Annotated in this window: 30 protein-coding genes and 1 tRNA gene; 15 read left to right on the plus strand and 16 right to left on the minus strand. The window is 58.7% G+C overall.

All coding sequences use genetic code 11. From position 1 onward, the window contains the following. From DUGA2_RS09700 to DUGA2_RS09710, 3 genes are all read left to right on the plus strand, one after another. Positions 1–975 carry a quinone oxidoreductase gene (locus tag DUGA2_RS09700; protein WP_070269113.1) on the plus strand — a complete coding sequence of 325 codons (975 nt, stop codon included), beginning with the start codon at positions 1–3 and terminating at the stop codon, positions 973–975. Further along, positions 972–1439, plus strand: a complete 468-nt coding sequence (locus DUGA2_RS09705) for a DUF6328 family protein (protein WP_070269114.1) — start codon at positions 972–974, stop codon at positions 1437–1439. The genes DUGA2_RS09700 and DUGA2_RS09705 overlap by 4 nt, the downstream gene beginning before the upstream one ends. A gap of 108 nt (positions 1440–1547) precedes the next feature. Further along, positions 1548–1727 (plus strand): CsbD family protein, encoded by a 180-nt coding sequence (locus tag DUGA2_RS09710; RefSeq protein WP_008451747.1) that lies wholly within the window; start codon positions 1548–1550, stop codon positions 1725–1727. A gap of 64 nt (positions 1728–1791) precedes the next feature. Here DUGA2_RS09710 and DUGA2_RS09715 read toward each other — a convergent pair whose 3' ends face one another. Beyond that, positions 1792–2472 carry a DUF4136 domain-containing protein gene (locus DUGA2_RS09715; RefSeq protein ID WP_070269115.1) on the minus strand — a complete coding sequence of 227 codons (681 nt, stop codon included), beginning with the start codon at positions 2470–2472 and terminating at the stop codon, positions 1792–1794. 209 nt (positions 2473–2681) lie between these two features. Between DUGA2_RS09715 and pepN the strand changes: the two genes are divergently transcribed. From pepN to DUGA2_RS33400, 8 genes are all read left to right on the plus strand, one after another. Continuing rightward, positions 2682–5348, plus strand: coding sequence for an aminopeptidase N (gene pepN, locus DUGA2_RS09720; RefSeq protein ID WP_070269116.1), 2667 nt, complete (start codon positions 2682–2684; stop codon positions 5346–5348). Positions 5349–5370: 22 nt separating this feature from the next. Continuing rightward, positions 5371–6372 carry a class 1 fructose-bisphosphatase gene (locus DUGA2_RS09725; protein ID WP_008451744.1) on the plus strand — a complete coding sequence of 334 codons (1002 nt, stop codon included), beginning with the start codon at positions 5371–5373 and terminating at the stop codon, positions 6370–6372. A 106-nt stretch (positions 6373–6478) separates the two neighbouring features. Next, positions 6479–6554: transfer RNA gene (locus tag DUGA2_RS09730), tRNA-Thr, on the plus strand. A 179-nt stretch (positions 6555–6733) separates the two neighbouring features. Then, positions 6734–6931, plus strand: coding sequence for an Arm DNA-binding domain-containing protein (locus DUGA2_RS34425; RefSeq protein WP_070269117.1), 198 nt, complete (start codon positions 6734–6736; stop codon positions 6929–6931). After that, positions 6928–7215: an integrase domain-containing protein gene (locus DUGA2_RS34430; protein WP_070269118.1), complete on the plus strand. Its 288-nt coding sequence runs from the start codon at positions 6928–6930 to the stop codon at positions 7213–7215. Before DUGA2_RS34425 ends, DUGA2_RS34430 begins: the two co-directional genes overlap by 4 nt. A gap of 616 nt (positions 7216–7831) precedes the next feature. Further along, a complete protein-coding gene (locus tag DUGA2_RS33390) occupies positions 7832–8827 on the plus strand; it encodes a hypothetical protein (RefSeq protein WP_141753223.1) in 996 nt (331 codons plus the stop codon). Between the two features lie 153 nt (positions 8828–8980). Then, positions 8981–10087: a hypothetical protein gene (locus DUGA2_RS33395; RefSeq protein WP_141753224.1), complete on the plus strand. Its 1107-nt coding sequence runs from the start codon at positions 8981–8983 to the stop codon at positions 10085–10087. Positions 10088–10391: 304 nt separating this feature from the next. Next, positions 10392–11222 carry a hypothetical protein gene (locus DUGA2_RS33400; protein ID WP_141753225.1) on the plus strand — a complete coding sequence of 277 codons (831 nt, stop codon included), beginning with the start codon at positions 10392–10394 and terminating at the stop codon, positions 11220–11222. Between the two features lie 241 nt (positions 11223–11463). Here the strand turns inward: DUGA2_RS33400 and DUGA2_RS09745 are convergent, their stop codons facing one another. From DUGA2_RS09745 to DUGA2_RS33995, 12 genes are all read right to left on the minus strand, one after another. Further along, positions 11464–12078: a YopT-type cysteine protease domain-containing protein gene (locus DUGA2_RS09745; protein ID WP_070269119.1), complete on the minus strand. Its 615-nt coding sequence runs from the start codon at positions 12076–12078 to the stop codon at positions 11464–11466. 160 nt (positions 12079–12238) lie between these two features. After that, a complete protein-coding gene (locus DUGA2_RS09750; RefSeq protein WP_070269120.1) occupies positions 12239–12520 on the minus strand; it encodes a hypothetical protein in 282 nt (93 codons plus the stop codon). Between the two features lie 103 nt (positions 12521–12623). After that, positions 12624–13421: a DUF4239 domain-containing protein gene (locus tag DUGA2_RS09755; protein WP_229214653.1), complete on the minus strand. Its 798-nt coding sequence runs from the start codon at positions 13419–13421 to the stop codon at positions 12624–12626. Beyond that, positions 13415–14443 (minus strand): hypothetical protein, encoded by a 1029-nt coding sequence (locus DUGA2_RS09760; protein WP_070269121.1) that lies wholly within the window; start codon positions 14441–14443, stop codon positions 13415–13417. The genes DUGA2_RS09755 and DUGA2_RS09760 overlap by 7 nt, the downstream gene beginning before the upstream one ends. Positions 14444–14487: 44 nt before the next feature. Further along, on the minus strand, positions 14488–15000 hold the full coding sequence (locus DUGA2_RS09765; protein WP_070269122.1) for a helix-turn-helix domain-containing protein: 513 nt from the start codon (positions 14998–15000) through the stop codon (positions 14488–14490). A 146-nt stretch (positions 15001–15146) separates the two neighbouring features. After that, positions 15147–15797, minus strand: coding sequence for a glycoside hydrolase family 19 protein (locus DUGA2_RS09770; protein ID WP_070269123.1), 651 nt, complete (start codon positions 15795–15797; stop codon positions 15147–15149). Between the two features lie 62 nt (positions 15798–15859). Then, positions 15860–16453 (minus strand): DUF2589 domain-containing protein, encoded by a 594-nt coding sequence (locus DUGA2_RS09775; RefSeq protein ID WP_070269124.1) that lies wholly within the window; start codon positions 16451–16453, stop codon positions 15860–15862. A gap of 166 nt (positions 16454–16619) precedes the next feature. Continuing rightward, a complete protein-coding gene (locus DUGA2_RS09780) occupies positions 16620–17153 on the minus strand; it encodes a hypothetical protein (RefSeq protein WP_070269125.1) in 534 nt (177 codons plus the stop codon). Positions 17154–17161: 8 nt separating this feature from the next. After that, the gene (locus DUGA2_RS09785) at positions 17162–17428 is read right to left on the minus strand and encodes a hypothetical protein (RefSeq protein WP_070269126.1); all 267 of its coding nucleotides are present in this window, start codon (positions 17426–17428) and stop codon (positions 17162–17164) included. A 22-nt stretch (positions 17429–17450) separates the two neighbouring features. Beyond that, on the minus strand, positions 17451–17969 hold the full coding sequence (locus tag DUGA2_RS09790; RefSeq protein WP_070269127.1) for a DUF2589 domain-containing protein: 519 nt from the start codon (positions 17967–17969) through the stop codon (positions 17451–17453). A gap of 118 nt (positions 17970–18087) precedes the next feature. After that, positions 18088–18534, minus strand: coding sequence for a hypothetical protein (locus tag DUGA2_RS09795; protein WP_141753226.1), 447 nt, complete (start codon positions 18532–18534; stop codon positions 18088–18090). 223 nt (positions 18535–18757) lie between these two features. After that, positions 18758–19357 (minus strand): response regulator transcription factor, encoded by a 600-nt coding sequence (locus DUGA2_RS33995; RefSeq protein WP_070269129.1) that lies wholly within the window; start codon positions 19355–19357, stop codon positions 18758–18760. 112 nt (positions 19358–19469) lie between these two features. Here DUGA2_RS33995 and DUGA2_RS09805 point away from each other — a divergent pair, with 112 nt between their 5' ends. The 3 genes from DUGA2_RS09805 (at position 19470) to DUGA2_RS34435 (ending at position 22755) form a co-directional block, all read left to right on the plus strand. After that, a complete protein-coding gene (locus DUGA2_RS09805) occupies positions 19470–21281 on the plus strand; it encodes an ATP-binding protein (RefSeq protein WP_070269130.1) in 1812 nt (603 codons plus the stop codon). Positions 21282–21387: 106 nt separating this feature from the next. Continuing rightward, a complete protein-coding gene (locus DUGA2_RS09810) occupies positions 21388–22005 on the plus strand; it encodes a PEP-CTERM sorting domain-containing protein (RefSeq protein WP_070269131.1) in 618 nt (205 codons plus the stop codon). A 63-nt stretch (positions 22006–22068) separates the two neighbouring features. Then, positions 22069–22755 (plus strand): PEP-CTERM sorting domain-containing protein, encoded by a 687-nt coding sequence (locus tag DUGA2_RS34435; RefSeq protein WP_070269132.1) that lies wholly within the window; start codon positions 22069–22071, stop codon positions 22753–22755. A gap of 65 nt (positions 22756–22820) precedes the next feature. Here the strand turns inward: DUGA2_RS34435 and DUGA2_RS09820 are convergent, their stop codons facing one another. Together DUGA2_RS09820 and DUGA2_RS09825 are read right to left on the minus strand one after the other, a co-directional pair. Next, positions 22821–23204: a DUF5329 domain-containing protein gene (locus tag DUGA2_RS09820; RefSeq protein WP_070269133.1), complete on the minus strand. Its 384-nt coding sequence runs from the start codon at positions 23202–23204 to the stop codon at positions 22821–22823. Between the two features lie 42 nt (positions 23205–23246). Next, positions 23247–24149 (minus strand): AraC family transcriptional regulator, encoded by a 903-nt coding sequence (locus DUGA2_RS09825; protein ID WP_070269134.1) that lies wholly within the window; start codon positions 24147–24149, stop codon positions 23247–23249. 100 nt (positions 24150–24249) lie between these two features. Here DUGA2_RS09825 and DUGA2_RS09830 point away from each other — a divergent pair, with 100 nt between their 5' ends. Then, positions 24250–24993, plus strand: a complete 744-nt coding sequence (locus tag DUGA2_RS09830; RefSeq protein ID WP_070269135.1) for an SDR family oxidoreductase — start codon at positions 24250–24252, stop codon at positions 24991–24993. A 17-nt stretch (positions 24994–25010) separates the two neighbouring features. Here DUGA2_RS09830 and DUGA2_RS09835 read toward each other — a convergent pair whose 3' ends face one another. After that, a complete protein-coding gene (locus DUGA2_RS09835) occupies positions 25011–25931 on the minus strand; it encodes a LysR family transcriptional regulator (protein WP_070269136.1) in 921 nt (306 codons plus the stop codon). Positions 25932–26020: the final 89 nt, after the last annotated feature.

Raw genomic sequence — 26020 nt, forward strand, 5'->3', positions numbered from 1 at the left:
ATGACCAAGGCAATCCGCATCAACCGCGTAGGCGGCCCGGAAGTGATGGAACTGGTGGACGTGGAACTGGGCCCGCCCGGTCCCGGCGAAGCGCAGGTACGCCATGAGGCGATAGGCCTGAACTTCATCGACGTCTACTTCCGCACCGGCCTGTATCCGCAGCCGCTGCCCGGTGGCCTGGGCATGGAAGGCGCGGGCGTGGTCGAGGCGGTGGGCGAGGGCGTGACCGAAGTGCAGGTGGGCGACCGCGTGGCCTACGCCGGCCGGCCTATCGGCGCCTATGCCGAGGCGCGCAATATGCCGGCTGCGCAGCTGCTGGTGCTGCCGGAAAAAATCGGCTTCGACACGGCGGCCGCGATGATGCTGCAAGGACTGACGGTGCAGTACCTGTTCCACCGCACGATGCCGCTGAAGGCCGGCGACACCATCCTGTTCCACGCGGCGGCCGGTGGCGTCGGGCTGATCGCCTGCCAGTGGGCCAAGGTGATGGGCGTGACGCTGATCGGCACCGTGGGCTCGGAAGAGAAGGCGGCGCTGGCCACCGAGAACGGCGCGCACCACGTCATCAACTACAACAAGGAAAACTTCACCGAACGGGTGAAGGAGATCACCGGCGGCAAGGGCGTGTCGGCGGTGTACGACTCGATCGGGAAGGACACCTTCATGGGTTCGCTGGACTGCTTGCAGCCGCTGGGCACGATGGTCAGCTTCGGCAATGCATCGGGGCCGGTGCCGCCGTTCAGCCTGAGTGAGCTGGCCAACCGCGGCTCGCTGTTCATCACGCGGCCATCGCTGATGTCCTACATGGCCAAGCGCGAAGACCTGGAAGCGGCGGCGAAATCGCTGTTCGGCGTGGTCGCCAGCGGCGAGGTCAAGATCGACATCCGCCAGCGCTATGCATTGGCCGACGTGGCCCAGGCCCACACCGAGCTGGAAGCGCGCAAGACCACCGGCTCGTCGATCCTGCTGCCATGAGCGTAGACCTCGCCGAGCCAGGGAGTGAGCAGGACGACGGCGATTTTTCCGACATGCTGAGCGAGATGCGTATCCTGCTGCCGGGGGCGCAGATGCTGTCGGCCTTCCTGATCATCCTGCCGTTCAATGGCGGCTTCGCCCAGATCGTGCACGCGGAAAAGCTGTTGTTCCTGGCGACCTTCTTCCTGTCGTTGACCAGCCTGGTGCTGTTGAGCGCGCCCGCGATCCAGCATCGCCTGATGCGGCCGCTGAGGGACCGCGCGCGCTTCAAGCGCATGGCGACGCGGCAGATCGTCGCCGGCGCGCTGGCGCTGGCTGTCGCGCTGGTGCTCGGCACCGACCTGGTGATATCGGAAGTGTTCGGCGCCACGGTGGGGGCGGTGATGGCAGCCATTATGGCGTTGTTGATCGTTGGCGCCTGGTGGGTGTTGCCGATGCTGTGGAAGCGGAGCGCGGGCATATAGGCGGCGTGGGCTTTATGTACGCAAGCGTACGGAGACAAACGAGGCGGGCCGCTATGCTGTTCTCCATGCCCAAGCTATTTCAGTTCGGGCCCCTACCGGAGCTACATCATGAACAAAGACCAAGTTGAAGGCAAACTGAAAGATATCGGCGGCAAAATCCAGGAGCAAGTTGGCGATCTGATCGACAGCCCTGAACAGGAAGCCAAGGGTCTGCAAAAGCAGGCTGAAGGCAAGCTGCAAGAGAAAGTCGGCGACCTGAAGGAAGCCGTGCATATCGCCACCAAGTAATTGGCGGGGTAAAAAGAAAATGCGCCGGTTTTTCCGGCGCATTTTTTTTTGCGGTAGCGTATCCTTAACCGGCTTTAGGCGGTGCCTGGGCAGCGTCCGTCTTCGGATCGATCGTCAGGTCGACCCTGCGCGGCACGCCGCTCTGGCCGGGGAAGCCGGTGAAGGCGCTCTGCACCAGCGCCGGCATCACGTGCGGCGTGGCTTGCACGCGGCTGGTGTTCTGCACCGTCACGTCGTACAGCTTGCGGCCGTCGGCGCCGTTGATGGTCACGCGCAGCTGGCGCTGGTATTCATGCTTGATGCGCTCTTCCACCACCAGCGGGCCGCCGTAGTAGCGGAACGGATCGTAGAAGTACGGGCGATAACCCCAGCGCGTATAGCCCCAGCCGCCCCAGCCGTAACGGCCGTAGCCCGGACCCCAATATGGGCCCATGAAGGGATCGTCCGCCTCCAGCACCCGCACCGGATGGTCGATGGTGCTGAATTTCATGCTAACGAGTAACTTCGGCTGTTGGCCGTCGCCGGCCTGGCGGAAGCCCAGCTTGCCCAGTTCGTTACTGACCAGCACTTGATAACTACGGTATTCCAGCGTGTCGTCCGCGCCCTGCGGGGCTTCGAACGCATAGGATTTGTCCTGGATGTCGGCCGGCCAGGCGTTGAAGGCGGTGACGTCGCTGTGGATGGTGGTGGCGCAGCCGCTCAGCAGTACCACGGCGGCGGTCGCCAGTATGGCAAGATATTTCATGATGTTGACCCTCTCGGTTCAGACGGTGTTTTCCAGTACTAAGTTTACGACGCTAGCCCCGGCCCTGCACGATTATTACAGATTGTTACGGCAAGGTGGAAACCAGCAACTTATCCGCGCCGATCTACGCCCCTCGCAGGCAATTCGCCCGTCCTAGTGTGGCAGGTATTGGTAAAATAGGCTTTTGCCTACGTCACCAGAGTCCACCAATGCGCACAGACAGCAGTCCACAGACGATATACCGCAAAGATTACACCGCTCCCGCCTATCTGGTAGAAACCGTTGAACTCGGCTTCGACCTCGACCCGGACCGCACCGTGGTCGCCAACCGCGTCACGCTGCGACAGAACCCGGCCAGCAAGAGCCACGACATCGTACTGCACGGCGAGGAGATCGAACTGGTGGCGCTGCGCATGAACGGCAAGCCGCTGGCGCCGACCGAGTATCGCGTGGACGGCAGCACGCTGACCATCCGCAAGGCCCCGGCCAAGGTGGTGCTGGAAATCGAAACCCTGTGCGCGCCGGTGCAGAACACCACGCTGTCTGGCCTGTACGTCTCGAACGGCAATTTCTACACCCAGTGCGAGGCCGAAGGCTTCCGCCGCATCACCTATTTCCCCGACCGTCCGGACGTGATGGCCAAGTACACCGTGATGCTGCGTGCCGACAAGGCCGCCTATCCGGTGCTGCTGTCGAACGGCAACCTGATCGAGGAGGGCGAGCTCGGCGACGGCCGCCACTACGCCAAGTGGGAAGACCCGTTCAAGAAGCCGTCCTACCTGTTCGCGCTGGTGGCCGCGCGCCTGGTGTGCCAGGAAGAGCGCTACACGCTGCAGTCCGGCCGCGAAGTGCTGCTGCAAGTGTGGGTGGAAGAGGGCAACCTCGACAAGACCGACTACGCCATGCAGTCGCTGAAGAACTCGATCCGCTGGGACGAGGAACGCTTCGGCCTGGAGCTGGACCTGGACCGCTTCATGATCGTCGCCGTCGGCGACTTCAACATGGGCGCGATGGAGAACAAGGGCCTGAACATCTTCAACACCAAGTTCGTGCTGGCCAACCCGCGCACCGCGACCGACATCGACTACGCCGGCATCGAAGCGGTGGTCGGCCACGAATACTTCCACAACTGGACCGGCAACCGCGTGACCTGCCGCGACTGGTTCCAGCTGTCGTTGAAGGAAGGCCTGACCGTGTTCCGCGACCAGGAGTTTTCCGCCGACATGATAGGCACTGACAGCGGCCGCGCCGTCACCCGCATCGACCAGGTGCGCACGCTGCGCCAGGCCCAGTTCCCTGAGGATGCAGGCCCGATGTCGCACCCGGTGCGTCCCGACTCCTTCGTCGAGATCAACAACTTCTACACCGTCACCGTGTACGAAAAGGGCGCCGAAGTGGTGCGCATGTACCAGACCCTGGTGGGCCGCGACGGCTTCCGCAAAGGCATGGACCTGTACTTCAAGCGCCACGACGGCCAGGCCGTCGAATGCGACGACTTCCGCGCCGCCATGGCCGACGCCAACGGCCGCGACCTGCGCCAGTTCGAACGCTGGTACTCGCAGGCCGGCACGCCCATCGTCACCGCGCGCACGCGCTACGACGCCGTCAAGCGCCACTTCGACATCATCCTCAGCCAGCGCTGTCCGGCCTCCGCCGGCCAGGCCGACAAGCTGCCCTTCCACATTCCGGTGGCGGTCGGCCTGCTGAGCGCCAGCGGCAAGGATCTGCCATTGGTGCTGGAAGGCGGCAAGCACGCCAAGGGCGCCACCACGGTGGTGCTGGAGTTGACCGAGCAGGAGCAGATCTTCCGCTTCCGCCAAGTCGATGAACGGCCGACGCCATCGATCCTGCGCGACTTCTCGGCGCCGGTGATACTCGAATACGACTACACCGACGACGAACTGCTGCACCTGTTCAGCCATGACAGCGACCCGGTCAACCGCTGGGAGGCTGGCCAGCGGCTGGCGATGGAACGCCTGCTGAAGCTGACCGCGCAAGTGGCGGCGGCCGGCGGCAGCGACGCCAACCTGAAACTGGACGCCACCTTCATCAACGCCCAGCGCGCCGTGCTGACCGACGAGACGCTCGACCCGGCCTTCCGCGAACTGGCGCTGATACTGCCATCGGAAATCATCATCGCCGAGCAGATGGACGTGGTCGATCCGCAAGCGATCCATACTGCACGCCAGTTCATGCGCCGCACCATCGGCGCCGCGCTGAAGACTGAGCTGCTGGCGCAGTACCACGCCAACCAGACGCCCGGCGCCTACAGCCCGGATGCACTGTCGGCCGGCAAGCGCGCGTTGAAGAACCTGTGCCTGTCCTACCTGATGGTGGCGCCGGACATGGCGGAGCTGAAGCTCGCGCAGCAGCAGTTCGAAAAGGCCGGCAACATGACCGACCGTTCGGCCGCGCTGGTATCGATGATCCACAGCGGCGCCGAAGCGGGCCCGTACCTGAAGAACTTCTACGAAGACTTCGAAAGCGAAGCGCTGGTGATCGACAAATGGTTCGCCATGCAGGCCGCCGCGCCGACCACCGACGTCGCCGCCGTGCGCAAGCTGATGCAGCATCCGGCCTTCACGCTGAAGAATCCGAATCGCGCGCGCAGCTTGATCTTCAACTTCACCAGCAACAACCCGTCGCAGTTCCACGCGGCCGATGGCAGCGCGTATGAATTCTGGGCCGAGTTCGTGATCAAGCTCGACGCGATCAACCCGCAGGTGGCGGCACGTCTGGCGCGCGGCATGGACCGCTGGCGCCGTTACGCGCCGGCGCTGCAGGCGAAGATGAAAAAGGCGCTGGAAAAAGTCGCCGGCCGCGCCAAGCTGTCGAACGACGTGCTGGAAGTGGTAACAAAAGCGCTGGAAAATTAATTAAAACAACCCAAGGGAAATCATGAAACGCATCAGCCTCACACAATATCTGGTGGAAGAACAGCGTCAGAACAACTCGATCCCGGCCGAACTGCGCCTGCTGATCGAAGTGGTCGCGCGCGCCTGCAAAACCATCAGCCACTCGGTAGGTAAGGGCGCGCTGGGCGAAGTGCTCGGCACCGCCGACACCGAAAACATCCAGGGCGAAGTGCAGAAGAAGCTGGACATCATCTCCAACGAAATCCTGCTGGAAGCGAACGAATGGGGCGGCCACCTGGCGGCGATGGCGTCGGAAGAGATGGAATCCATCCACCCGATTCCGAACCGTTATCCAAAAGGCGAATACATGCTGTTGTTCGACCCATTGGATGGCTCGTCGAACATCGACGTCAACGTCTCCATCGGCACCATCTTCTCCGTGCTGAAGGCGCCGGATGGCATGGGCCAGCCGACCGAAGCGGACTTCATGCAGGCAGGCAGCAAGCAGGTGGCCGCAGGCTACGCCGTGTACGGCCCGCAGACCATGCTGGTGCTCACCACGGGCAATGGCGTCAACTGCTTTACGCTGGACCGCGAGATGGGTTCTTGGGTACTTACGCAGCGCAACATGCAGATCCCGGCCAAGACCAAGGAATTCGCGATCAACATGTCGAACCAGCGCCACTGGCATCCGCCGGTGCAGCGCTACATCAGCGAACTGCTGGCCGGCGACACCGGCCCGCGCGGCACCAACTTCAACATGCGCTGGATCGCATCGATGGTAGCCGACGTGCACCGCATCCTGAACCGCGGCGGCATCTTCATGTACCCGGCCGACACGCGCGACACGTCGATGCCAGGCAAGCTGCGTTTGATGTATGAGGCGAATCCGATGGCCTTCATCGTCGAACAGGCAGGCGGCGCAGCCACCGACGGCCAGACCCGCATCATGGACATCCAGCCGCACAAGCTGCACCAGCGCGTGCCGGTGTTCCTGGGTTCGCGCGATGAAGTGGCGGTGGTGACGGGCTACCACGCAGGCTGAGAAGCTTCAAAATCGTACAAAGCAATGACATTTTTGCAGCATGGCTAAAATTTATCGTGTTGGGACTAGCGTGTAGCAAGAAATATTTGTTAGAATGTGCGACTTCGCCGCTTTAGCTCAGTTGGTAGAGCAGTTCATTCGTAATGAAAAGGTCGCCAGTTCGATTCCGGCAAGCGGCACCAGAACACAGCAGTAAGAAGTACCAAGAAGTCCCAAAACCCGCTTCCTCCATAGGAGAAGCGGGTTTTTTGTTGTCCTTGAAAATCCGAGGAGTTAACATAAAATCAAGTACGTATGCCGACACTTTTGACGGTATCTCGTTGCTGAGTTCGATTCTGTATACCGACAGAGTGAGGCTCCCATGGCACTCACCGACACCTTTGTTCGTTTCGCCAAGGCAAGCAAGCCGAGCGGCGACAAGTATTACGATGCCGTCGGCCTCTACATTCACGTCAAGCCTAGGGCAAGTACTGGCGGCTGGGCGCAGAAGATCGGTAAGGACAACGTCATCGGTGCGCGTCAACGGCAGCTACCGACATCGACAAGCGCACCTTTGTGACCTACATCTTCACAGCCAAGTTGCTTAATGATGCGCGTCTTGCGAAGACAGATGTCTATACGGCCATGTCCCTGTGGTTGCGGTCCGCGTTTGGTTTGCGGCGGGAGGAGAACATCAAGATCGTTCCCGCGTGGGTCGATGCCCACGATGGACTGAATCTCAAGGACAGGTGGACTAAGGTCGGCAAGTATCGCGAAATCGCCATTCGCGCGCCTGGACAATGCACCCTGCTCAATGAAGCCAGCGGCTTGCCGCTGGCGGTAGTCTTATTCCGTCGAACCTGAGCTACCACGATTAGCTCCAGCGTTTTCGAACACCGTGCAACAAATCAGGCATTCTTGGCATTCATGGTGTCCATGGACTGCGGCACCGTTACGCACGGGACCGCTACCACTAGCTTACGGGATGGCAAAGCCCCGTCAGAGGTGGTCCTCGTCGCCTCAACTCAGTCAGGAACAAAAGCAGAAGAGGTTTATCAGCGCGTTTGTTGCTGTCGGAAGAGTTGGGACATGGCCGAGAACAAATCACAGCAGTCTATCTGGGACGTTAGTGCACGAGGCTGCCGGCGTTCGGTTGTCTGGGGCACCCAATGTGACAAAGCAAAAGACAGGAAGCCGGGGAAGGGGGGGCTGTCGATTCAGCTCACCACGCGAAGCAGCTCTGTGGGCAGGTATTTCGGTTTGTGGCGCCCTTGACTCGCTCGAACGCGATATTACGCCTGATCTACGTGGCGCTCTGTCCGCGCCGGCAAAGTCCAACAATGCATACATAGCTGCCCATTGTTACATCGTTAGTTCTCTGGGTGAAATCGGCAACGCATCATATGCGCATGTTCGCTACTAATGAATTTATTTTCCCACAATCATAGTAAATTTTTTTTAATTCTGCTAAATTGCATATATGAAATATAGCCAATATTATAAAATCTCTAGTAATTGCCCACGTTGTACTAAGAATGTCGATGGGGCGTTGCCATTTTGCAAGCAATGTTTTTTCGATTTGAGATTTGGGACAACAAAAAAAACAAGCACAGGAAATTGTATATATTGTGAAGCGACAGATATTACTAGCGAACACGTTTTTGGGGATTGGATAGCTAGGCGATTTCCCGATACGACAAAAGGTTTTTGGAGTTGGAACTTATTGAGGCCAGGTGGTGATGATTCGACCAAGGAAAAGATATACAAATCTCTAGGTGTTATCGGCCGACCTTATGAGCAAAAAGTTCTCAATGTTTGTACCGCTTGCAATAATATCTGGATGAGTCAGCTGCACGCGCAGGCAAAAGAACTCGTAATTACTCTTACGAATGGAAACTGGCGGGACTTAACAGAAAAGGAAAGGACTATATTAACACGCTGGGCAATAATGATTGTGTTCAATATACAATCGTTTGCTAGAACAGTATTTTCTCCAAGGTCTCATTTGTCAATCCTCATGCATGGCGGAATTCCTCCAGGCTTTAGGCTACATATTGGTCGCATGACTGAGCTGAGGTGGGCCGGGTTGCACGATCACAAACCCAGGATGTTTATTGGTCGTGAAGTTGGTGGCGATCAGGAGTTTTTATGCAGCACATACTTTGTGATTGAAAATGTCGCTTTTCATTTAATCTATGGATATGATAATGAGAGACTGAGCTTAGCTTTGAGTCAACCAAAATTTCCTGTGCGGATATTTGATGAGCGCATGATTTGGCCAAGCCAGATTAACGCCAAAAATTCTAATATTATGTACACTTGGGATGATATTAATGCGTTAAACTCAATTTTCTTACCGCTGGCTCCGCCAATCGAAACGTTTGTTGATAATCGCTATAAGAAAGAGGTTGTAAAAATATCTCGTGGTGCAGAACGCAACGGAAAATTAAATGCTCTGGATCCTGATAAAACTTAATTTCTCTTTCCAATAAGGGGAATTAATTATTTTAATTGTGAAAGAGATGAAATAAATAAATGCTTTCATCTTGAAGTAAAAACTGCATAGCCAGTAAATTTTCAGTTGTTCTTGGTGTGGTGTAATTGTCATCAAAATATAAAGCGAGTTATAATGGATTATATTGTCTCGGTGCAAGATTATCTATACTCAATTAAAAATGATAAGAATGAATATCAATGTATTGATGCGATTCTATTTGAATGTGAGGAGTTAATTAAGTTTCTTAAGGATTGCTATACAGTTCAATTATCTGAAATAGTGCTTCTTGTTAATATATCTCGGAAAATTTTTGCGAAAGCAAGGCAGCAGCGAAATGAAATAGTACTAAGCAGGGGGATTATAGATTTCGGCGTGTTTTCTTACTTTGGTGCAAACACTGATGCCTACGATGAGTTTTTGAAATCAGATCGTACTAGCCGACTAGAACGCATGGGCTGCGTTCTGTGGTGTGTCGCTCACGAGTTCATTCATATCGCACGGCAACACGGGAAAATAACAAATGATAATTATCTTATTCAGCAAGCGTTAGAATTTGATGCAGACAATTATGCGATAGCAGGCTTATATCGATATCTTAAAAAAACGTCTGAAGATAAAATTACTAGGATAGACATTAAGAAAATCATACTTCGATCGTACTATTATCCGATTCGAGACTTAATTGGTTCTGGTATTGTGAAGCCCAATGCAGAGGGGAAAACTCATCCTGATTGGTATATTCGAATTTGGTATACTTTTAATAAGCTTGCCGGAATGGAGGTTCCGCACGTTAACTTCGGTATGACTGAACTCTTAAGGATAGAGGTCGAAGAGCTCGCTAAGGAGCAGGTGCGTTGTGAGCAGAGGTATATGGCCAGAAGTGAAAGCGACATTCGGGAGAGTGAGTTTTTTGTGGCCTCTCATCTAGAGCTAATTAATCCAGATAACTATATTCGCCAGCTTTGCGTGGAGTGGCCAAAGATAGAGCCGTTGGTAATTCGAAATTCTTTACTTCTTGAAGATATAATTGCTTCAGGAAAAAAGGTTGCGATATACTACGGTAAAGGAAATAAGATTATTCATCTTCTAGATTGGATATATAAAAAGGACCGAGTGGAGGGGAATTTTCTACCTGCTTTTCATGCAAGGCTTGATGTGCGGCGGAATTATTATGGAAATGATTATATTATTCCTAATGCATATTGGCGCCGTATCCCTACAATGTTGGCAAGGACGTGATAATTTATTTAAGGAAACGCTAAAAAATTAATGATTTCAAGTTTGCCATTGTTTCCAGTACGATTTTTTTTGTTTCTTTAAATCCTAGTGGAGCGCCAGGAAATCCGTGAACTAAGGACAAGATGATGTCAAGTCCATAATTTTGAGGTTTGAGTGTTTGCTGGCGGGCTTGACCCGATCGGATTGGTGTGTACTATCAATAACGGATACTTCTTTCAAACAGTCAAGAAATTTGGTTGGCTGTTGAATCGGAAATCGGGCTCATATTGATATCACTATAATTACTTACAATATTAAGGCTATCATGCCCAATGAATCCGGAACCTGTGTACTTTGTGGAGAGCGTAGACTGCTTACGGGGGAGCACATTTTCGCTGCTTGGATTGGCAGGCTTTCAGCTCATGCGGAGCCGAATACCACAGCCCTTATATTTTCAAGAGGTGTGAGAAAGATTGAGGTAGTAGATTTATCTAAGCGTGGTGGGCATAAGAATAATACAGTAAACGTACTTTGTGAGTCCTGTAATAGCGAGTGGAGTAGCGATATTCAGCAGGCAACCAGAAATATTTTGAAACCAATCCTTGATCGGAAGGTATGGTTCATTTCTTTGTTGGAAAGGAAGGTCATTGCTGTATGGGCAAGCTTGTTCGTTGGAATTAGGCAGTATGCGCATGGAGCAATTCCAGTGATTTCGGCCGAAAAAATGAAGGTTTTTTACAACTCGAAAGCAAAAATCGATAAGTTAGAACCATTCAAAGGAATTAACGTGTGGATGGGTTCCTTCGATGGGGACCATGAGTTTTCAGCTAGATTTGCTGCGCTCCGCTTAGCTGAAGAGGTGCACTATGAGGATCAGCCCAATACTTATATTTGTACATTTGCGTTCGGGAATTTGATTTTCATAACTTGGGGTTCAGTCGAAAGCGCCAAAAATGACCAACTGATCCCAGGAACAATCCTTTTGCAACAATTCCTGCGTAGCATGGGCATGTGTGAAATTTGGCCGGGGAAGGTACCATTTCAGGAAAATCGTCCAGAAAGTCTAACTGATGATGATCTTATATCGTTGTTAGACGCCGCTGTGCGAGTTATCGAACACGCTGTCGCTGACTCCATACGATTACCTAACTGGTAAACAATTTCACGAATCTTGCATTGATAAGTTCTCCTATAGTCACTCTATAGGCAACGCCGAAAAATGGCTGATCAAGATTTAGTTAGAAAATTCAGGCTGACTTTAGCTTTTGAGGGGCGCTTAGGGGCCCCAAAAAATCTCGCCTTTTCTATTCTGCGACCGGCAATATTGATGCGATCAGGGTGCCCAAATAGACACCACCGAGCGGGGACGAGCGCCAGTGCCGCCCCCGCTCTTTGCATCAGAAAATAGGCGCCAGGTTGAAGTCGCCGCTGGTCTGGAAGGTTTCCACTTTCGAGAGCCCGTTGCCGAATTCGTGATGGAATCCCGTGAGGTAGTTCTCCATGAACTGGTTGGTGAAGCTGCGGTTGAACACAATCTGGCCGTAGTTAGGATCGAACATCGAGACATTCTTGTCCGACGCCACCAGGGCCACCAAATGGCTGGAGCCGTTGCTCAGCACCAGATGCAGCGCCAGCGACGTGTTGATGGTGCCGATTGCATCGGTCACTGCCTTGGAGGTGTTCTTGGTTTCGAACTTCAGCGAGGTGGTCTTCAGCCAGTTCACCTTTTGCGACGTGATGCCGACGCCTTTTTGCGCGAACACTTCCTTCCACCCCGATTCATAGAAGGCGTTCTGCGCGTTGATGGCTGCCAGCTTGTCCTTAAAGGTCGGAGGGAACGTTGTCTTCCCCTGGTTCAGCGACTTCAGCCAATACAGGCAATAGCCGGCACAGGCGCCCGCTCTGGTTTTGGGCGTGACGCCAATCAAGCCATCCGCCGATTGGTCCCAGGGGATGAAGCTCGACACATAGGTCTTGCCGAATTCCTTGGAGATTTCCTGAAATAGATTCATGACATTTTCCTTTGCGATATGAGTGAGTGCCAACAGCGGCACAACTTCATTGTCACAGTCAGGCAACTGTCATTGATGACCAAATCTGACAGCCCGATGCGCGGAATTCATCCTCTGTAACGCGCTTCTTCATTGCTTTGGAAGCGCGTTATCCGCGCGACTAGTCTTTCAACCATTGTGCCGAGCCAGGCAGCCGGTAGGTCTCGTCGCCCAGCAAGATCGTGCTTCCCTCGGCGCCTTCCGTTATATGGAGCGCCCCGTCATCGCCGTAATACCCCACGGTCAAGGTCTTTCGATGGCCGTGTGCCGGATCGCCGCCCATCGAATCGTTGTCGATGGTGATGGAGCGATTCGACTCCTTCACCATATGCTGAATGTGCGCGGTGACATCGTTGTATCGCTCGGCCAGGCCGTAGCGTGCCGATTGTATTTTGATGCTCATGAGTCTTACCTTTCTATCGTCGCGAATGGGAAAGCCCGATGCCGCCGCGACTTCGCAGGAACCGGACGTCGTGCAGGGTCCAACTTCGCATGTCTCATCTACGTTACAGCGCAGGCCAGACCTGGTTTTGAGTCAGATTCTCTATGGCCTCTTGCAGCGCAGCGGGACTGACGCTGAAGTCGCCGGAAAACGGATGGTCCACGGCGACGATGAAGAAGAAGACCAAGCCCATGGTGCAGGCCCAGCAGCCTATGAGGCAGATATAAAAAGGCCTAGGCGGTAGCACGTACAGCAATACAAACGACATGGCGCTGACTATCAGAATCACCGACCACAATGTCAGGGGCATGCAGACAACCAGTCCCTGCAGGCGTTGCTGGCGAAATTTGACCATTTCATTCATCCTGGCCATGACTTCAGACAGCAGGACGGTTTGCCGCGGCGTCGTGGGACTCAGCAGGCTGACCGATTCAAAAACCTTTTTGAAGCAGGCTTCCGTGCCCGGATCGGCACGTTGCTGTCGCTGCATGCTCGGCCATTCGGCTTCAACCACGCGCACCAGGTAAGTTCGTAAATCGAGATCGGCCGCGTTGGCGTCACGGCTGCCAAAGACCGATAAGTCCCGCGCCAGCTCGCTAGCGCTGATGGCTTCGGACGCGACCGTGCGATCGGCGTCGTTGTAGTTTCCCCATACGCTGATCGCCGCAAAGGCAACCAGCAGGGAGTTGATGGTGGTAATGATGGAGACCATCGTCAGTGCCAGGGCGCGCTGTTCCGCATCGACCTCCAGCCAGTGGAAATACTTGACGATGGCGTAGCCGAAGAAGACGCTGAATACCGTCGTGCCGACAATGATGAGGGCCATGTAAATACCGGGTATAGAGTATAAAAAGTTCAGCATGATTTACTCCCGGCAGTGGCTGGCGTGGATGCCGAATCTGCCGCGGTGTATATCGGCGGCAGCATCGACAAGGTCAGTTCGGCCAGTCGCTGGCGCAGCAATTCAGGACCGGTGTCGGTGTGGCAGGTCTGCTGCAGGGCGAGCAGTTGGGCGGCCAGCTCGTTCTTCGAATTGGCGCGGTCCGCAAGCATCTGGGCCTTGTACGTGTCCAGCGAGGACCGGTACTGCGCCGACGGATCGCCACGGACCAGGGCGTCGAGCGTTTCGATCAGGCGATGCAGGATGTGATAGACCGCCGTCGAGGAAAAACCGCCCAGGATGGCCAGCGCGGGCTTGCCGAAATTGCCCAGGGAATTACCCTCGAATAATTGGGCCGGCAGCATCTCGGACAGGATCAGGCCGGCGATCACGCCCAGGATCAGGCGGGCATAGTAGGAGGCGTCGTATTTCGGATCGTAGCTGGAGTTCGCGATATAGCGGTGGGCCTGGAACAGCGCCGCGAATGACGCGCCCAGGCCGGCGCAAAACAACAGGAACAACAGGTTCAACAGCAGGACGTCGCCGGCGGACTCCAGCAGGCCGAGCGTGATGTTCTTGCTCGACACCTCGCTGGATAATCCGGTCAACATCACGGCCATCAAAAAGACCATGGCGGTGACGGTCAGCATGCGTATCAGCGGCACCGGGCCCAGCCAGGCAAAGCGCTGGCCCGCAAGCCGCTGCGGGTCCAGCAGCATGATGCCCTGCGGCGTGGCCGGCGCCACAGCGGTGGTCAGCTTGCCGTGGATTTCGGCCAGCGCGAAGATCGCGGCCGGATCGCTCGCCTCATCCTCGTTCGCGGATGCAGTGGTTGCAGCGAGCAAGGTCGCCAGCCTCGCAACGAGCTCCGGGGCAATCGCCAGTCCCTGGTGCAAAATGTGGCTGGTCATCGCCTGGCATTCCAGCTGGATCTGGCTGATCAAGTCCTGGGCGTGCAGCGGATTCGGCGCGTCTTCGCCGAGCTGAAAAGTGTCGGTGTTCATATGGTCGACCTTCAGTTAAATTGTTAAAGGGGATGGCGGCCTGCCTAGCGCTCGATCACCAATGTGTCGTTGAAAGAAAATCCGCGCACCCTCACCGTGTGCAAGGGCAGCACTTGATGTGCCTCGTGTTCGACTTTCTTGCGCAAGCGAGTAACCAGCGTGTCAAGCCGATTCTGGTCATAGTTGAGATAGTTCTCGCCGAACTCCTGCACGATGCGTTTGCGCGAAACCGGCTCGCCAACCTCATGCAGCGCGAACAGCTTGATGAAGGTAAATTCCAGACTGGTGAGGGCAACGCTCACGCCGTTCGGCGCTTGCAACGACTGGCGGCGCATGCTCAGGCACCACCCCGTTTCCGCTGGCCGCTCCAGGTCCGCCAACAATCGCTGAAGTTTTTGCAGCTCCGCCGGCTCCTGCACCGCGCCATCGTCGTCCAGCAGATACTGGGAACAACTCGCCGCGCTACTGACTTCCGTGACGTGGTATCCGGCGTTGCTGAATAATTTCGTTAACTCTTGGTCAACTAGGTTGACTCTAAATAGTACTAAATTAATCATATGGTTCCCGACCCCAGGTTGACGATTTGTTACAATCTTAGGATCATGGATCGTTTGCAATCTGACAGTATCTGACAATCAACACTATCATTTTGACATCTACTAAAAATCACTATTTAGTGCCACGCGGAATGCCCCACCGGCCGTCAGGCGCCGGCCAATATTTTCTGCAGGCGCCGCCACAAATCGATGCGCGCCTGCAGGCCGTGATCGCCGCCGTTGATGATTTTGGTGATGCGGCCAAAGTCGGCGACCGCATCGCCGCCGGGCCGGGCATCCGCTAACTCATTCAATCCACGCGACTTCCAGAACCAGGCTGCCGAGCGTGATGCAGCGCTTGGCTGCAATAGCAAATCGGGTTGGGCGAGCAAGTCCTGCTGGAGGGCGAGGCCGCAGCGGGCATAGTTTTCGCGCCCGGTCAGCTGGATCAGGCCGCGTCCACGGAAGCGGTAGCCGTCGCCGCTGCGTTCGTCGCCGTTGCCCATGCGGCTGGCATAGACCAGGTTGGCCAGGCGTTCGGGATTGTTGGCAAACGGCGCCGCCGCCTCGGCGCTCTCGAAGCGCTTGGGCCAGACCATGCACAGGCGGGCGGCCGTATAGTTAAGGTTCTCGCCGAGCTGGTTGAACGATGCCGATTCATGGATGACTTGCGCCAGGAAGGCGGCCACGCGCGCGTCGGTATTGATCTCCCATTCCTCCATCGCCAGGCGCACGGGTTCGATCCACAACGCGGCCAGGTCTTGACGGTTTTTGTGTTCCAGCATCGCGGCTAATTGGTCTTTGGTAAGGTGTGACATGCTTGCTCCTCAAGTGGCGAAAAAAGCCATGCCGGCGCTAGCTCCGGCATGGCCGTGGGGACTTAGGCTTTGTCCTGGATCGCGGTTTGCAGAATGTCGATCACGCGCGACAGGCCTTCCGGCATGCCGGCGTCTTCAGCGAGCACTTGCACGTGGTACTTGGCCGAGTTGTCCGAGGTGCGCGTGTTTTCCTTATGCGAAGCCACCGAGCCTTCCATGTGGACCGAGGCGCTGAAGGGGCCCCAGCCCACCTTCATGTCGGCGCTGAACGAGGCGGAGGAGCTCGAACCTTCCTTGGCCACGAAGGACGACTTCACTTCCATGTCGAAGGTGATGTCGACCTTGGTGATCGCCAGGCTGGGCACCTTGACGATCGCCAGCAGCGGCACGTTCAGCGTGACGTCTTCGTCCACTTGCTTGCTCGGATCTGCAGGGTCCTGTTTTTTGCGCTGGAACTGGAACGTGGCGGTGCGCGTCACCGTCGGCGCATCGTTGGGGTTCGCCGGCGCCTCGAAGCCGATATATTTGATGAAGTCGGCAGTGGCGTTGGCCAGGCGCACCTGGGCGTCGCAAGCGGCGGTCAGCGGGGCTCCGATCAGGTCGGCCATCGGCAGACCGCGGAATTGTGAGGCGATATTGACAAGTTCAGTCATCATGTACTCCTTCAGTTAAATGACCCCGGAGGGTCGGGAAATCGCCGCGCTTGCACCATGCAGGCGTGGCGGGGCATCGCTGGGTGGCAGCGAATTCTGTGTGGTGCGGAATGAGGAAAACCGGGTGGGGATTGGCGCCCCCGGAATACAGCTTAAGAGCCGTACGGCGCTACTTCGTGACGCTTCCTGTCACCCGCCGCAGCCAGCGCAGCAGGCCCGCAAGCCAATGGCCGCCGCGCCGCCGCGCCGACGGTTCCAGGCGCAGCTCAGCCAGTTGTGCTTGCTGTTGCGGGCTGAGTTTCAGGCGCAGCGCGGCGCCGGACCGGCTTGCCATGGGCGCCCGTCCGGCGGCAGGATGGAAACGCAAGGTGCAGACGCCATCGGCAACGGCGAGATGGACTTCCAGCACCATGTGCGCACGCTGCCACCACGCGGGCGGGCGCGTGCTCAACATGGCCGACCTGGCAGCGGCCTTGCGCCTGACATAGCACGCGAGCATCAACTCGGCCGACTCCAGTTGCAGCCGCTGCCGCGAGTAAAACTGCTGCCAGGGAATCGGCCCGTCGCCGCTGTCGCTCCAGTCCGGTCCCCCTGCCATGGCGTCGCCGGGCAGGGGGATGTCGGCCAGCAGGCGATTGGCGCGGGCGTACGAGGCCTGCAGGGCGGCGCACAGCGCGTCCAGTGAAATGTCGGTCGGGGTCACGATGGCGCTCAGTCGAAGAACATGGGCTTGCGGTTGAAGCCGATGTTGTAGACCGCGTACTGCAGCACCACCTGGTGTTCGCCGATGGTGTAGAGGCCGAAGTTCTTTTCGATGCCGACGATATGGCCGCGCGGCGTGCCTTGCAGGCAGCGGTTGACCAAGGCCATGGCTTCTTCCACTTCGGCCTCGGTGCGCATATTGGTCGGATGGTCGTTGCCCACCACGATGCGCTTGATGAAGCGGACTTCGCTGAGATTGAATCGTTCGGTGCTCACGGCAGTCTCCTCGCGCGGCGCATCACAAGGCCGCCACGGGCGTGTAGCCCTGGCCCTTGACGACATCGTTGATCAGTCGTGCCAGCCCTTCCGATTTCTCGGCGGCCACCAGCTTGAGTTTGATGTGCGCAGCATTGCCGCTCTTCTTGGCCAGGCCGCCCGTTTCGGGGTTGACCATCAGGCTGGGCCTGGTGGACTGCTGGTCGAAGCCGTCCGGCGGCAGCGCGTCGGGATCGGCGGCGGCGGGGTCCGCTTCGGCCAGGGCGCCGAGTTCGACGTCCATCTCGATCTCCGCTTCGCCGATGATCAGCGCGCTGTGCGGCACCAGCGAAATCAGCGGCAGCCGGTACAGATAAAATTCATTGTCGGCGGCGCTGCTGTGGATGGCCGGCAGTTCCAGGTCGATGACCACCGGCCGGCGTTCGCGATCGAAGAAGGAACTGATGTTCGCCACCTGCGCCTTTTCCACCAAGTTCTGTGCATCCATGATCGAGCCCGCAATCGCCCGTACCACGTTTTCGAGATTCGCCATCATAGCCATGTAGCCCTCCGAGGTTAGTTTGAGGACTCAGCTTACGTGGCGGTTTTCCGTGCCACCTGACCGTTTCTGACGAAGCACGAGCAACGAGGCCGTTGCCGCGGCCCCGTCTTCAAGCGCTCTATTTGCAGCTGCCTTGGCTGACGATATTGATCTTCACGCCACGGCGCAGACTCTCGGCGAGGGTCGTGTTCAATGCGCGATGATAGTCCTTCAGCCACTTCTGGGCCACGTTGGACGGGCCGTGAACGGATGCATACACTGCGGACTTCTTGCTGGACTCGCTTGCCCGGCGTATGGTCCAGGTATCGCCGCCTTCGCGCGCCAGGACGACCCCGTCCTGGATGAATGGCAGGAGGCTGACCGCCACGATATCGTTGGGCGCCAACTTTTCAATCAGCTCCCTGCCATTCGCATCCTCGACCGGGGTCGGCTTGACGTATTCTTCGATCAGCCCGCCTTGTTTGGGGTAAAACTTGCAGGTGTCGTCATCGGCGACGGCCAGGTTGGCCGTCAGCGTTGCCAACAGGCCCAGCAAGATTCTTTGTTTCAGTAGCTTCTTCATCATGAGATCGCTCCGCATTAGTGTGAAAGGAAAAGAACGGGATGCCCGGCAAACAGGCCCAACGACTATAAGGCTCCGTTCGGCTCTTGGCTGGGATCCGGTCATAAACCGTCATGAAACGCCATGTCCGGTTTGTTTCTTTGCGGGATATTTTGAAGGCCCTACGCGGGCGAAGCAGGGGAGGGGATTTGGAGGAGGTTTCTGGATATTATATAAACGATATAAATCATACCAGCTTAAGCAGGCGTAGCTTGTGGATCAGCTGGACCACGTTGTGCACCTGCAGCTTGCGCATGACGTTTTCCCTGTGCTTGTCGACGGTCTTGGCCGACAGGTTCAGCTGGGCCGCGACATCGGTGCTGGCGTAGCCCTGGTAAATCAGTTGCACCGTCTGCAGCTCGCGCGCCGTCAACAGCTCGTTGCAGGTAGCGATCTGCTGCTGCACCGCGTCGCTGACCACCGTCTTGCCATCCATCACCTGCGCGATGCAGCGCAATAACTCCGGGCCGGAGCAATCCTTGAGCAGCACCGCATCCGCCCGGGCATCCCGCAACTGCTTGAGGACGATGCCCGAATGGGTGCCGGTCAGCGCGATCACTTTCAGCTCCGGGTAGCGCTGCTTGCAATATCCCAGCGTCGCCGACGATTCGCCCCCGGGCATGTGGTAGTCGAGTATCAGCAAATCGATCGCCTGTTGTTGCAGCGCCGGCTGCACCTGATCCAGGCTGGCGGCCTCGGCCACAACCCGCATGCCCTCCTGGCTGTCCAGCAGCAATTTCAGCCCCTGCCGGAATATGGTGTGGTCGTCTGCCAGCAGGATGTTCATAAAGATGACTATCGGAAACGGTGATAGAATAATGATAACATCTTCGGGGGCATCATTGTTTTCCAGATTCTTCACATCACGCCTGCCGGCGGTGCGCCTACGCGCTCTCTGGATGGCCTTGCTGTTGTGCTGCTGCGCCGCCCCCACGCCGGCCCAGGTGTGCGCCGAGCCCACCGGCGGGCAGACCGGCTTGCATGGATGCGTGCACGTCCTCGCGGATGCGCAGGCGGCCCAGGTCCTGACGGCGCTCGGCCTGCCCACGCTGGTTGGCGGCGAGTGGTACCGCATCGATTTATCCACCGTCGGCGGCAAGTATTTGCTCGACATCGGCATTCCGGATGCCTACCGCGTGCAGGTCTATCAGCAGCAGGGCGGGCAGGTGCGCAGCGTGCTGGCCCTCGGCGCCGCCAGCACCTATGCCGACCGGCCCGTCCAGCATCGCCGCCTGATGGCGCCGTTGTCGCTGGCGCCCGGCGCGGCCACGGTGTATGTGTATTACCACAGCCATGGCAAGATGTTGATGTCGGCACGCCTGTGGAATGCCGACCAGCTCAACGCCAGCGACACCGAGTCGCATCTGTTCAGCGGCCTGGTGGTTGGCATCATGCTGGCGATGGTGCCGGTTGCCGTGCTCGGTCTCGGCGGCCAGCGCGCGCTGGGCTACCGCATGTATGGCGCCATCGTGCTCACCAATATACTGTTCGTCGGCCAGGTCGAGGGATATAACTTCGCCTTCCTGTGGCCCGCCGCGCCAGCGTGGAATATGCTGGCTCCCGGAGCGCTGGGTGGACTGTCGCTGATGGCGCATATCGGCTTCGCCATGGATTTCATGCAGATGCGAACGCGCATGCCGCGGCTGCTCCGCTGGCACAGGGTGCTGCTCGCGGTATGCGCGCTGACGGTCGCCGCGCACCTGCTCTACGAACTCGATACGCTGCTGACGATACAAATGCTGGCCTACTCGGGATTTGGCTGCGTGGTCGCGTTCATCGGCGTGCGCCAGCGCATCGAAGCGGCGCGCTTTTATTTGCTGGGCACGTCGATCTTGATGCTCATCCCCCTGATCCTGTTTGTCTTCGTCGTTCTGGGCGTGCGGCTGGTGCCGTTGTTTTCCGTGCTGTCCTTCCCGAAATTCGGCGGCTTGGTCGAGACGCTGCTGTTCGGCGCGGCCGTCGTCAGCCAGTTCCAGAAGTTCAATGCGCGCCAGGCCGAGAGCCGCCTGCTGCGCCTGGCGGAGGCCGAGCAGCTGCTGCTGGCCGAACAAACCAAGCTGGCGGCCCTGGAGCAAGCCAACGAGCGCCTGCTGCGCCTGGCGACGGCCAGCCACGACATCGCCCAGCCGCTGGCCTCGCTGCGGCTGGCGTTCAGCGCGCTGGCGCCGCAGCAAGGCCCGATCGCCGAGCATATCGACACCACGCTGGCCTATGCGCAGTCCCTGCTCAAGGACCTCATTGAGCAGGCGCGGCAGGACCAGCGCCTGCCCGAGCCCATCGTGCTCACCTCCATGTTCGGGCAGCTGGGGCAAGCCTTCCAGGCGGAGGCCAGCGTCAAGGGCTTGCGCCTGTCGGTGCGCGCCAGCGACGTGCGGGTGACAGGCTCGTCGCTGCTGCTGTACCGCATCCTTGCCAACCTGCTGGCCAACGCCGTGCGCCACACGTCCAGCGGGCGCATCGTGCTCGGCACGCGGCGCCGTCCCGGCGGCGTCGAGATCCAGCTGTTCGACACCGGGCCTGGCATTCCCGCGCCGGCCCGCGAGCGGCTGTTGCAGCCGTTTGAGCAGGGCGGCCAGGGCGAGGGCTTCGGCCTCGGCCTGTTCATCGTCAAGAACCTCTGCCAGCAGTGCGGCTATGCGCTGCGCATCGCGTCCACGCCGGGACGCGGCAGTTGCTTCGCCGTTTTCATCCCCTCAACGTTGATGTGTTGACAAAAAATACGGTGATTTCCGTATTTCCCCGCTGACCGGCGGTGACTACAGTGGCTGGGCCGATGGCGAACACCGCCATCCCACATCAACCACCGGGGAAACCGTCATGCAATCTTCCATCAAACCCATGTTGTACGCGCTGGCCTTCGCCGCCGGCTGCGGCGCGCCGCCGGCATTCGCCGACACCATCACCTTCGACAACGCCGACCTGGCCAGTGTCGCCGTGCGGCCGACCATCTTCACCACCCAGGGCTTCGTCTTCACCGCGATAGACTACGAGCTGATCGGCGGCGGCGTCCAGCCGTATAGCAACGGCACCAATGTGCTGAAATTCGCGCCGCACGACATCGTCTCCCACACCGAGATCAACGCGGTCACGTTCCGCCGCCAGGACGCCGCGCTGTTCAACCTCAACAGCCTGGAATTTTCGCCGGGCGACTACGCCGGCAACGACGTCAAGATGGGCATCAAGGGCGTGTTTGCCGATGGCTCGACTGTTTCGGGCTTCGTGCAGGCGCACAACGGCGGGGGCTTGACGCCGGTCGACTTCGAAGGCTGGACCAATCTGGCGTCGGTCGTCCTCACCGGCAATCTGCTGAGCCAGAGCTACGTCCAGGTGGACAACATCAATGTGACGGCGGTGCCGGAGCCGGCCAGCTACGCGATGCTGTGCGCCGGCCTGGGCTTGCTCGGCATCGTCGGACGACGCGCCAAGCGCGCATGAAGTCATCACCGCGTACGCCCGGATTGGCGTCCTCATCTGCTGTTCCAACCTGGAGAATTTAAAATGAAGCACTACAAAAAACTGAGCACCATCGCTGCCGCGCTGGTCCTGGCCGCCACCGCCTTGCCAGCCATGGCCGGCACGCCCCTGGCCGGGCGCGACCAGTCCTTCCACGCGGTCTCGGCCAACGATGCGAACGCCGTCTACCTGTACGACGCCGATTACGACATCACCTGGCTGCGCACCACCACCGGCGCCAATGTGATGACCTTCACCCAGGCCAACAGTTGGGCCAGCCTCAACTGGGGCGGTTTAACCGGATGGCATCTGCCGTCCGCAGGCAGCGTGTACGATTCCGATTACTATCCCAGCACCGTCAAGGGCATAGGTTCCGATGCGGCGCACTTGTACTACGATATCCTGGGCAGCCAGCCTGCGTTCGATCATGACGGCAATCCGCAGACGGGCACGCATCTTCAAGGACCGTTCGGCGGCGCCGACGGCGTTCCCGCGATGGTCTGGTTGTCCGGCGCGCATGCGACACACGGCGACTACGCCTACGCCTTCAGCTTCTTCGCGGGCATCAATGCCGAAGGTCCGCAGACCGGGCTGATCGGCGCCATGGCGGTGCGCAACGGCGACGTGCTGGCGGTGCCGGAGCCTGAAACCTACGCCATGCTGCTCGGCGGCCTGGCGCTGGTAGGGTGCGTGGCGCGCAAACGCAAGGCGCATGCGCCCACGGCGGCCTGATCGTACTTGGTAAAGAAATCCGCTGTTCCTCATGGGAGCGGCGGATTTTTTTATCTTCGGCTGCGTTACTGTATCTGGCCAAATACTGACTTGGTTCGGATAGATTGCAGTTCGGTCTTGAGCCATGCGCTGCTGGGCATGGGCTGCGCCGTGCCGCATCTCACCAGGTAGTCCTTGCCGGTCATGCTGCTGGTGCTGGCAGCCAGCGCAATGAACTGTTCCGTTCCTTCGACCTTCTTCTTGTCGATGAGGTAGTTCAGCTTGCTCGTCAGATGCGCCTTGGCTTCGGCCGAGCTATACCAGCTGCCGTTGCGGTTGAACTGGCAGCCCGAGCTGCCCAGGCGGTTCAACAGCGCGTCGATTTCCGCACGTGATGCGGCCGGCAATTCGGCGGCCATGCTGGATGACATCGCTAACACCAGCAGCGGGATGGCGAAACGTAATTTCATACTTCACTCCTAGGCTACACAAGATCCCCAATAGTACGCGGATCAAACCATCTGCTCTCGCACATAACGCGCCGGCGGCAGGCCGACATGGCGGCTGAAGGCGACGCTGAACGCGCTGGCCGATCCGTAGCCGACGCGCTCGGCAACCTCGGCAATGCCTGCCTCTTGCTGCCGCAGCAGGTTCTTCGCCAGCGCCATGCGCCAAGTGAGCAGATACGCCATCGGCGCCACACCCATTGCGCGGCTGAAGCGCTCGAAGAAGGTCGAGCGCGACAGGGCTGCTTCCTTCGCCAGTTGCGCCACCGTCCACGGCATGGCCATGTCTTCGTGCATGCGTCGTATCGCGACGGCGAGGCGCTCGTCGGCCAGGCCGCGCAGCAGGCCCGGCGACGTGGCCGTCCCCGCTGCGGATCGCAGCGCTTCGATCAGCAGCACCTCCAGCAGCCGCGCCAGTATCACCTCGCGCGCCGGCCTTGCCGCCCGCGATTCGTCTCCCACCAACTGCACAATGGTGGACAGCCGCGGCTCGCCGCGCACATGCACCAGTTGCGGCAGCAGTGAAACCAGCAAGGCCGCATCGGGCGAGCCGAAGGTGCAGTAGCCCACCAGCAGTTGCGTGTCGGCCGGCGCGTCTTGCGGGCCGTGGCGGAACGCGCCGTTTGGCAACTGGACGGGCGGGGTATCCGGCTGCTTCGCTGGCGGCGGCTTCATGCTGGTCATCGTGAAGCCGTATGCCGACGGGATCAGCACGAAGTCGCCTTGTTGCAATGGGATCGGCTGCTGTCCATGGACCTTCAGGCGGCACGCACCTTCAAGGATCACGCAGTAGAAGGGCTGTCCGGATTCCGAACGCCGCACGCGCCAGGAACCCGCGGCGCTGACGACCTTGGAGAACCGGGCCTGCGGCTGCAGCAGCGCGACGACCTCGGCGAGCGGATCTATCATATCTGGACTATCGCTAATTAAATGTGGACTCCTGATTGTAGCAAGTCCGATGGGGGCGAACTATAGTTGGTCTACTGAAAACCACTCAACAGGAGTCGCCATGAAAACCGTCCTCATCACCGGATGCTCATCCGGTTTCGGCCTCGAAACCGCCCGCTACTTCCTCGACCGCGATTGGAAGGTCATCGCCACCATGCGTGCGCCACGCGAGGACGTGCTGCCGCGTTCCGAACACCTGCGCGTGATCGCGCTCGATGTCACCGATGCCGACAGCGTCCGCCGCGCGGTGGAGGCGGCGGGGCCGGTCGACGTGCTGGTCAACAATGCGGGGATAGGCGTGCTGGGCGCGCTGGAGGGCATCCCGATGGCCACCGCGCGCGCTGTCTTCGAAACGAACACGCTCGGCGCCATCGCGATGGCCCAGGCGGTGCTGCCGCAGTTCAGGCTGCGGCGGGCGGGTGTGGTCATCAACGTGACGTCGAGCGTGACCTTGATGCCGCTGCCTTTGTTGTCGGTGTACACGGCGAGCAAGGCTGCGGTGAATGCGTTCACCGAGTCGCTCGCGCTGGAGCTGCAGCAATTCAATGTGCGGGTGCACCTGGTGCTGCCGGGACGTGCGCCAAGCACGAGATTTGGCGAGAACGCTAAAGCGCGGATGGAGGATGCGATTCCCGAGGCCTACGCCGGCCTGGCGAAGAGCGTCTTCGAGGCGTGGGGTCTATCGGCGGAGGTCACGCACGCAGCGGACGTGGCGCAAGCGGTATGGCGCGCGGCGAACGATCCGTCCTGTCCGCTGCGCCAGGCGGCGGGCGCCGATGCCGTCGCGCTGCTTGCGCCGGATTGAATCGGCGCGGTCCGATATCAGGCCGCAGCCGACCCGGCAGCTTCCTCATCCTGCCGGTACTTGATGCACCAATCGACAAAGCTGCGCAACGCGGCCGACATGTGCTTGCGGCTTGGGTAGTACAAATAGAAGCCCGGCATGGCCGGGCACCAGTCCTCGAACAGGCGCACCAGTCTTCCCTGGCGAATATCCTCGTCCGCATAGGACTCATGCACGAAGGCCATGCCGACGCCATCCCTTGCCGCATCCAGCATGATCTCGTCATCGTCCAGCACCAGCGGGCCGTCGACGCTGACGGTCAGGTTCTTGCCGTCGCGTTCGAACTCCCACGAGTAGATCACGCCGCTCGGGAAGCGGCGGCCGATGCAGGGCAGGCCGCGCAAGTCGAGCGGGTTGGTGGGGCGTCCATGCACCTCCAGAAATTCCGGCGCCGCCACCACCGCGAAGCGTTGCGCCGCACCGATCGGCACGGCGATCATGTCCAACGCCAGGCTCTCGCCGAAGCGCACGCCGGCGTCGTAGCCCTGCGCCACGATGTCGACCAGCTGGTCGTCGGTGATGACTTCGATCTTCACGCCCGGATGCACCTTCAGGAAGCCGCTCAGCATCGGCGCCAGCAGCAGCCTGGCCGCAGGGCGCGGCACGTTCAGCCGCAGCGTGCCCTGGACCGTATCGCGGAAACCGTTGATTTCGTCGAGCGCCTGTTCCAGGTCTTGTATTACGCCGCTGACTCGTGCGAACAAGTGCTGACCCGCCTCGGTGGGCACGACGCTGCGCGTGGTGCGGTTCAGCAGGCGTATGCCCAGCCTGGCCTCCAGCGCGCGCATGGCGTGGCTCAGCGATGAGGCGGTGACGTTGCGTTCTTCGGCGGCTTTGCGGAAGCTGCGGTGGCGCGCGACGGCGACAAATATTTCCAACTCGTTGAGGTCGTGCCGCATAGGGTGTATTACTGAATTCCGTTCATTGGTTCAAGTGGTTTCCTGACGATTGTATAGATGATAGAGCAAACGTATCATTTTCACCATTG

This window comes from Duganella sp. HH101, assembly GCF_001758795.1.
Classification (GTDB): domain Bacteria; phylum Pseudomonadota; class Gammaproteobacteria; order Burkholderiales; family Burkholderiaceae_D; genus Rugamonas; species Rugamonas rivuli.

Excerpts from the sequence above, each read along its gene's own strand:
- DUGA2_RS09700 (WP_070269113.1), top strand. The coding sequence starts at position 1 with ATGACCAAGGCAATCCGCATCAACCGCGTAGGCGGCCCGGAAGTGATG.
- DUGA2_RS09705 (WP_070269114.1), top strand. The coding sequence starts at position 972 with ATGAGCGTAGACCTCGCCGAGCCAGGGAGTGAGCAGGACGACGGCGAT.
- DUGA2_RS09710 (WP_008451747.1), top strand. The coding sequence starts at position 1,548 with ATGAACAAAGACCAAGTTGAAGGCAAACTGAAAGATATCGGCGGCAAA.
- DUGA2_RS09715 (WP_070269115.1), bottom strand. The coding sequence starts at position 2,472 with ATGAAATATCTTGCCATACTGGCGACCGCCGCCGTGGTACTGCTGAGC.
- pepN (WP_070269116.1), top strand. The coding sequence starts at position 2,682 with ATGCGCACAGACAGCAGTCCACAGACGATATACCGCAAAGATTACACC.
- DUGA2_RS09725 (WP_008451744.1), top strand. The coding sequence starts at position 5,371 with ATGAAACGCATCAGCCTCACACAATATCTGGTGGAAGAACAGCGTCAG.
- DUGA2_RS34425 (WP_070269117.1), top strand. The coding sequence starts at position 6,734 with ATGGCACTCACCGACACCTTTGTTCGTTTCGCCAAGGCAAGCAAGCCG.
- DUGA2_RS33390 (WP_141753223.1), top strand. The coding sequence starts at position 7,832 with ATGAAATATAGCCAATATTATAAAATCTCTAGTAATTGCCCACGTTGT.
- DUGA2_RS33395 (WP_141753224.1), top strand. The coding sequence starts at position 8,981 with ATGGATTATATTGTCTCGGTGCAAGATTATCTATACTCAATTAAAAAT.
- DUGA2_RS33400 (WP_141753225.1), top strand. The coding sequence starts at position 10,392 with ATGCCCAATGAATCCGGAACCTGTGTACTTTGTGGAGAGCGTAGACTG.
- DUGA2_RS09745 (WP_070269119.1), bottom strand. The coding sequence starts at position 12,078 with ATGAATCTATTTCAGGAAATCTCCAAGGAATTCGGCAAGACCTATGTG.
- DUGA2_RS09750 (WP_070269120.1), bottom strand. The coding sequence starts at position 12,520 with ATGAGCATCAAAATACAATCGGCACGCTACGGCCTGGCCGAGCGATAC.
- DUGA2_RS09755 (WP_229214653.1), bottom strand. The coding sequence starts at position 13,421 with ATGCTGAACTTTTTATACTCTATACCCGGTATTTACATGGCCCTCATC.
- DUGA2_RS09760 (WP_070269121.1), bottom strand. The coding sequence starts at position 14,443 with ATGAACACCGACACTTTTCAGCTCGGCGAAGACGCGCCGAATCCGCTG.
- DUGA2_RS09765 (WP_070269122.1), bottom strand. The coding sequence starts at position 15,000 with ATGATTAATTTAGTACTATTTAGAGTCAACCTAGTTGACCAAGAGTTA.
- DUGA2_RS09770 (WP_070269123.1), bottom strand. The coding sequence starts at position 15,797 with ATGTCACACCTTACCAAAGACCAATTAGCCGCGATGCTGGAACACAAA.
- DUGA2_RS09775 (WP_070269124.1), bottom strand. The coding sequence starts at position 16,453 with ATGATGACTGAACTTGTCAATATCGCCTCACAATTCCGCGGTCTGCCG.
- DUGA2_RS09790 (WP_070269127.1), bottom strand. The coding sequence starts at position 17,969 with ATGGCTATGATGGCGAATCTCGAAAACGTGGTACGGGCGATTGCGGGC.
- DUGA2_RS09795 (WP_141753226.1), bottom strand. The coding sequence starts at position 18,534 with ATGATGAAGAAGCTACTGAAACAAAGAATCTTGCTGGGCCTGTTGGCA.
- DUGA2_RS33995 (WP_070269129.1), bottom strand. The coding sequence starts at position 19,357 with ATGAACATCCTGCTGGCAGACGACCACACCATATTCCGGCAGGGGCTG.
- DUGA2_RS09805 (WP_070269130.1), top strand. The coding sequence starts at position 19,470 with ATGGCCTTGCTGTTGTGCTGCTGCGCCGCCCCCACGCCGGCCCAGGTG.
- DUGA2_RS09810 (WP_070269131.1), top strand. The coding sequence starts at position 21,388 with ATGCAATCTTCCATCAAACCCATGTTGTACGCGCTGGCCTTCGCCGCC.
- DUGA2_RS34435 (WP_070269132.1), top strand. The coding sequence starts at position 22,069 with ATGAAGCACTACAAAAAACTGAGCACCATCGCTGCCGCGCTGGTCCTG.
- DUGA2_RS09820 (WP_070269133.1), bottom strand. The coding sequence starts at position 23,204 with ATGAAATTACGTTTCGCCATCCCGCTGCTGGTGTTAGCGATGTCATCC.
- DUGA2_RS09825 (WP_070269134.1), bottom strand. The coding sequence starts at position 24,149 with ATGATAGATCCGCTCGCCGAGGTCGTCGCGCTGCTGCAGCCGCAGGCC.
- DUGA2_RS09830 (WP_070269135.1), top strand. The coding sequence starts at position 24,250 with ATGAAAACCGTCCTCATCACCGGATGCTCATCCGGTTTCGGCCTCGAA.
- DUGA2_RS09835 (WP_070269136.1), bottom strand. The coding sequence starts at position 25,931 with ATGCGGCACGACCTCAACGAGTTGGAAATATTTGTCGCCGTCGCGCGC.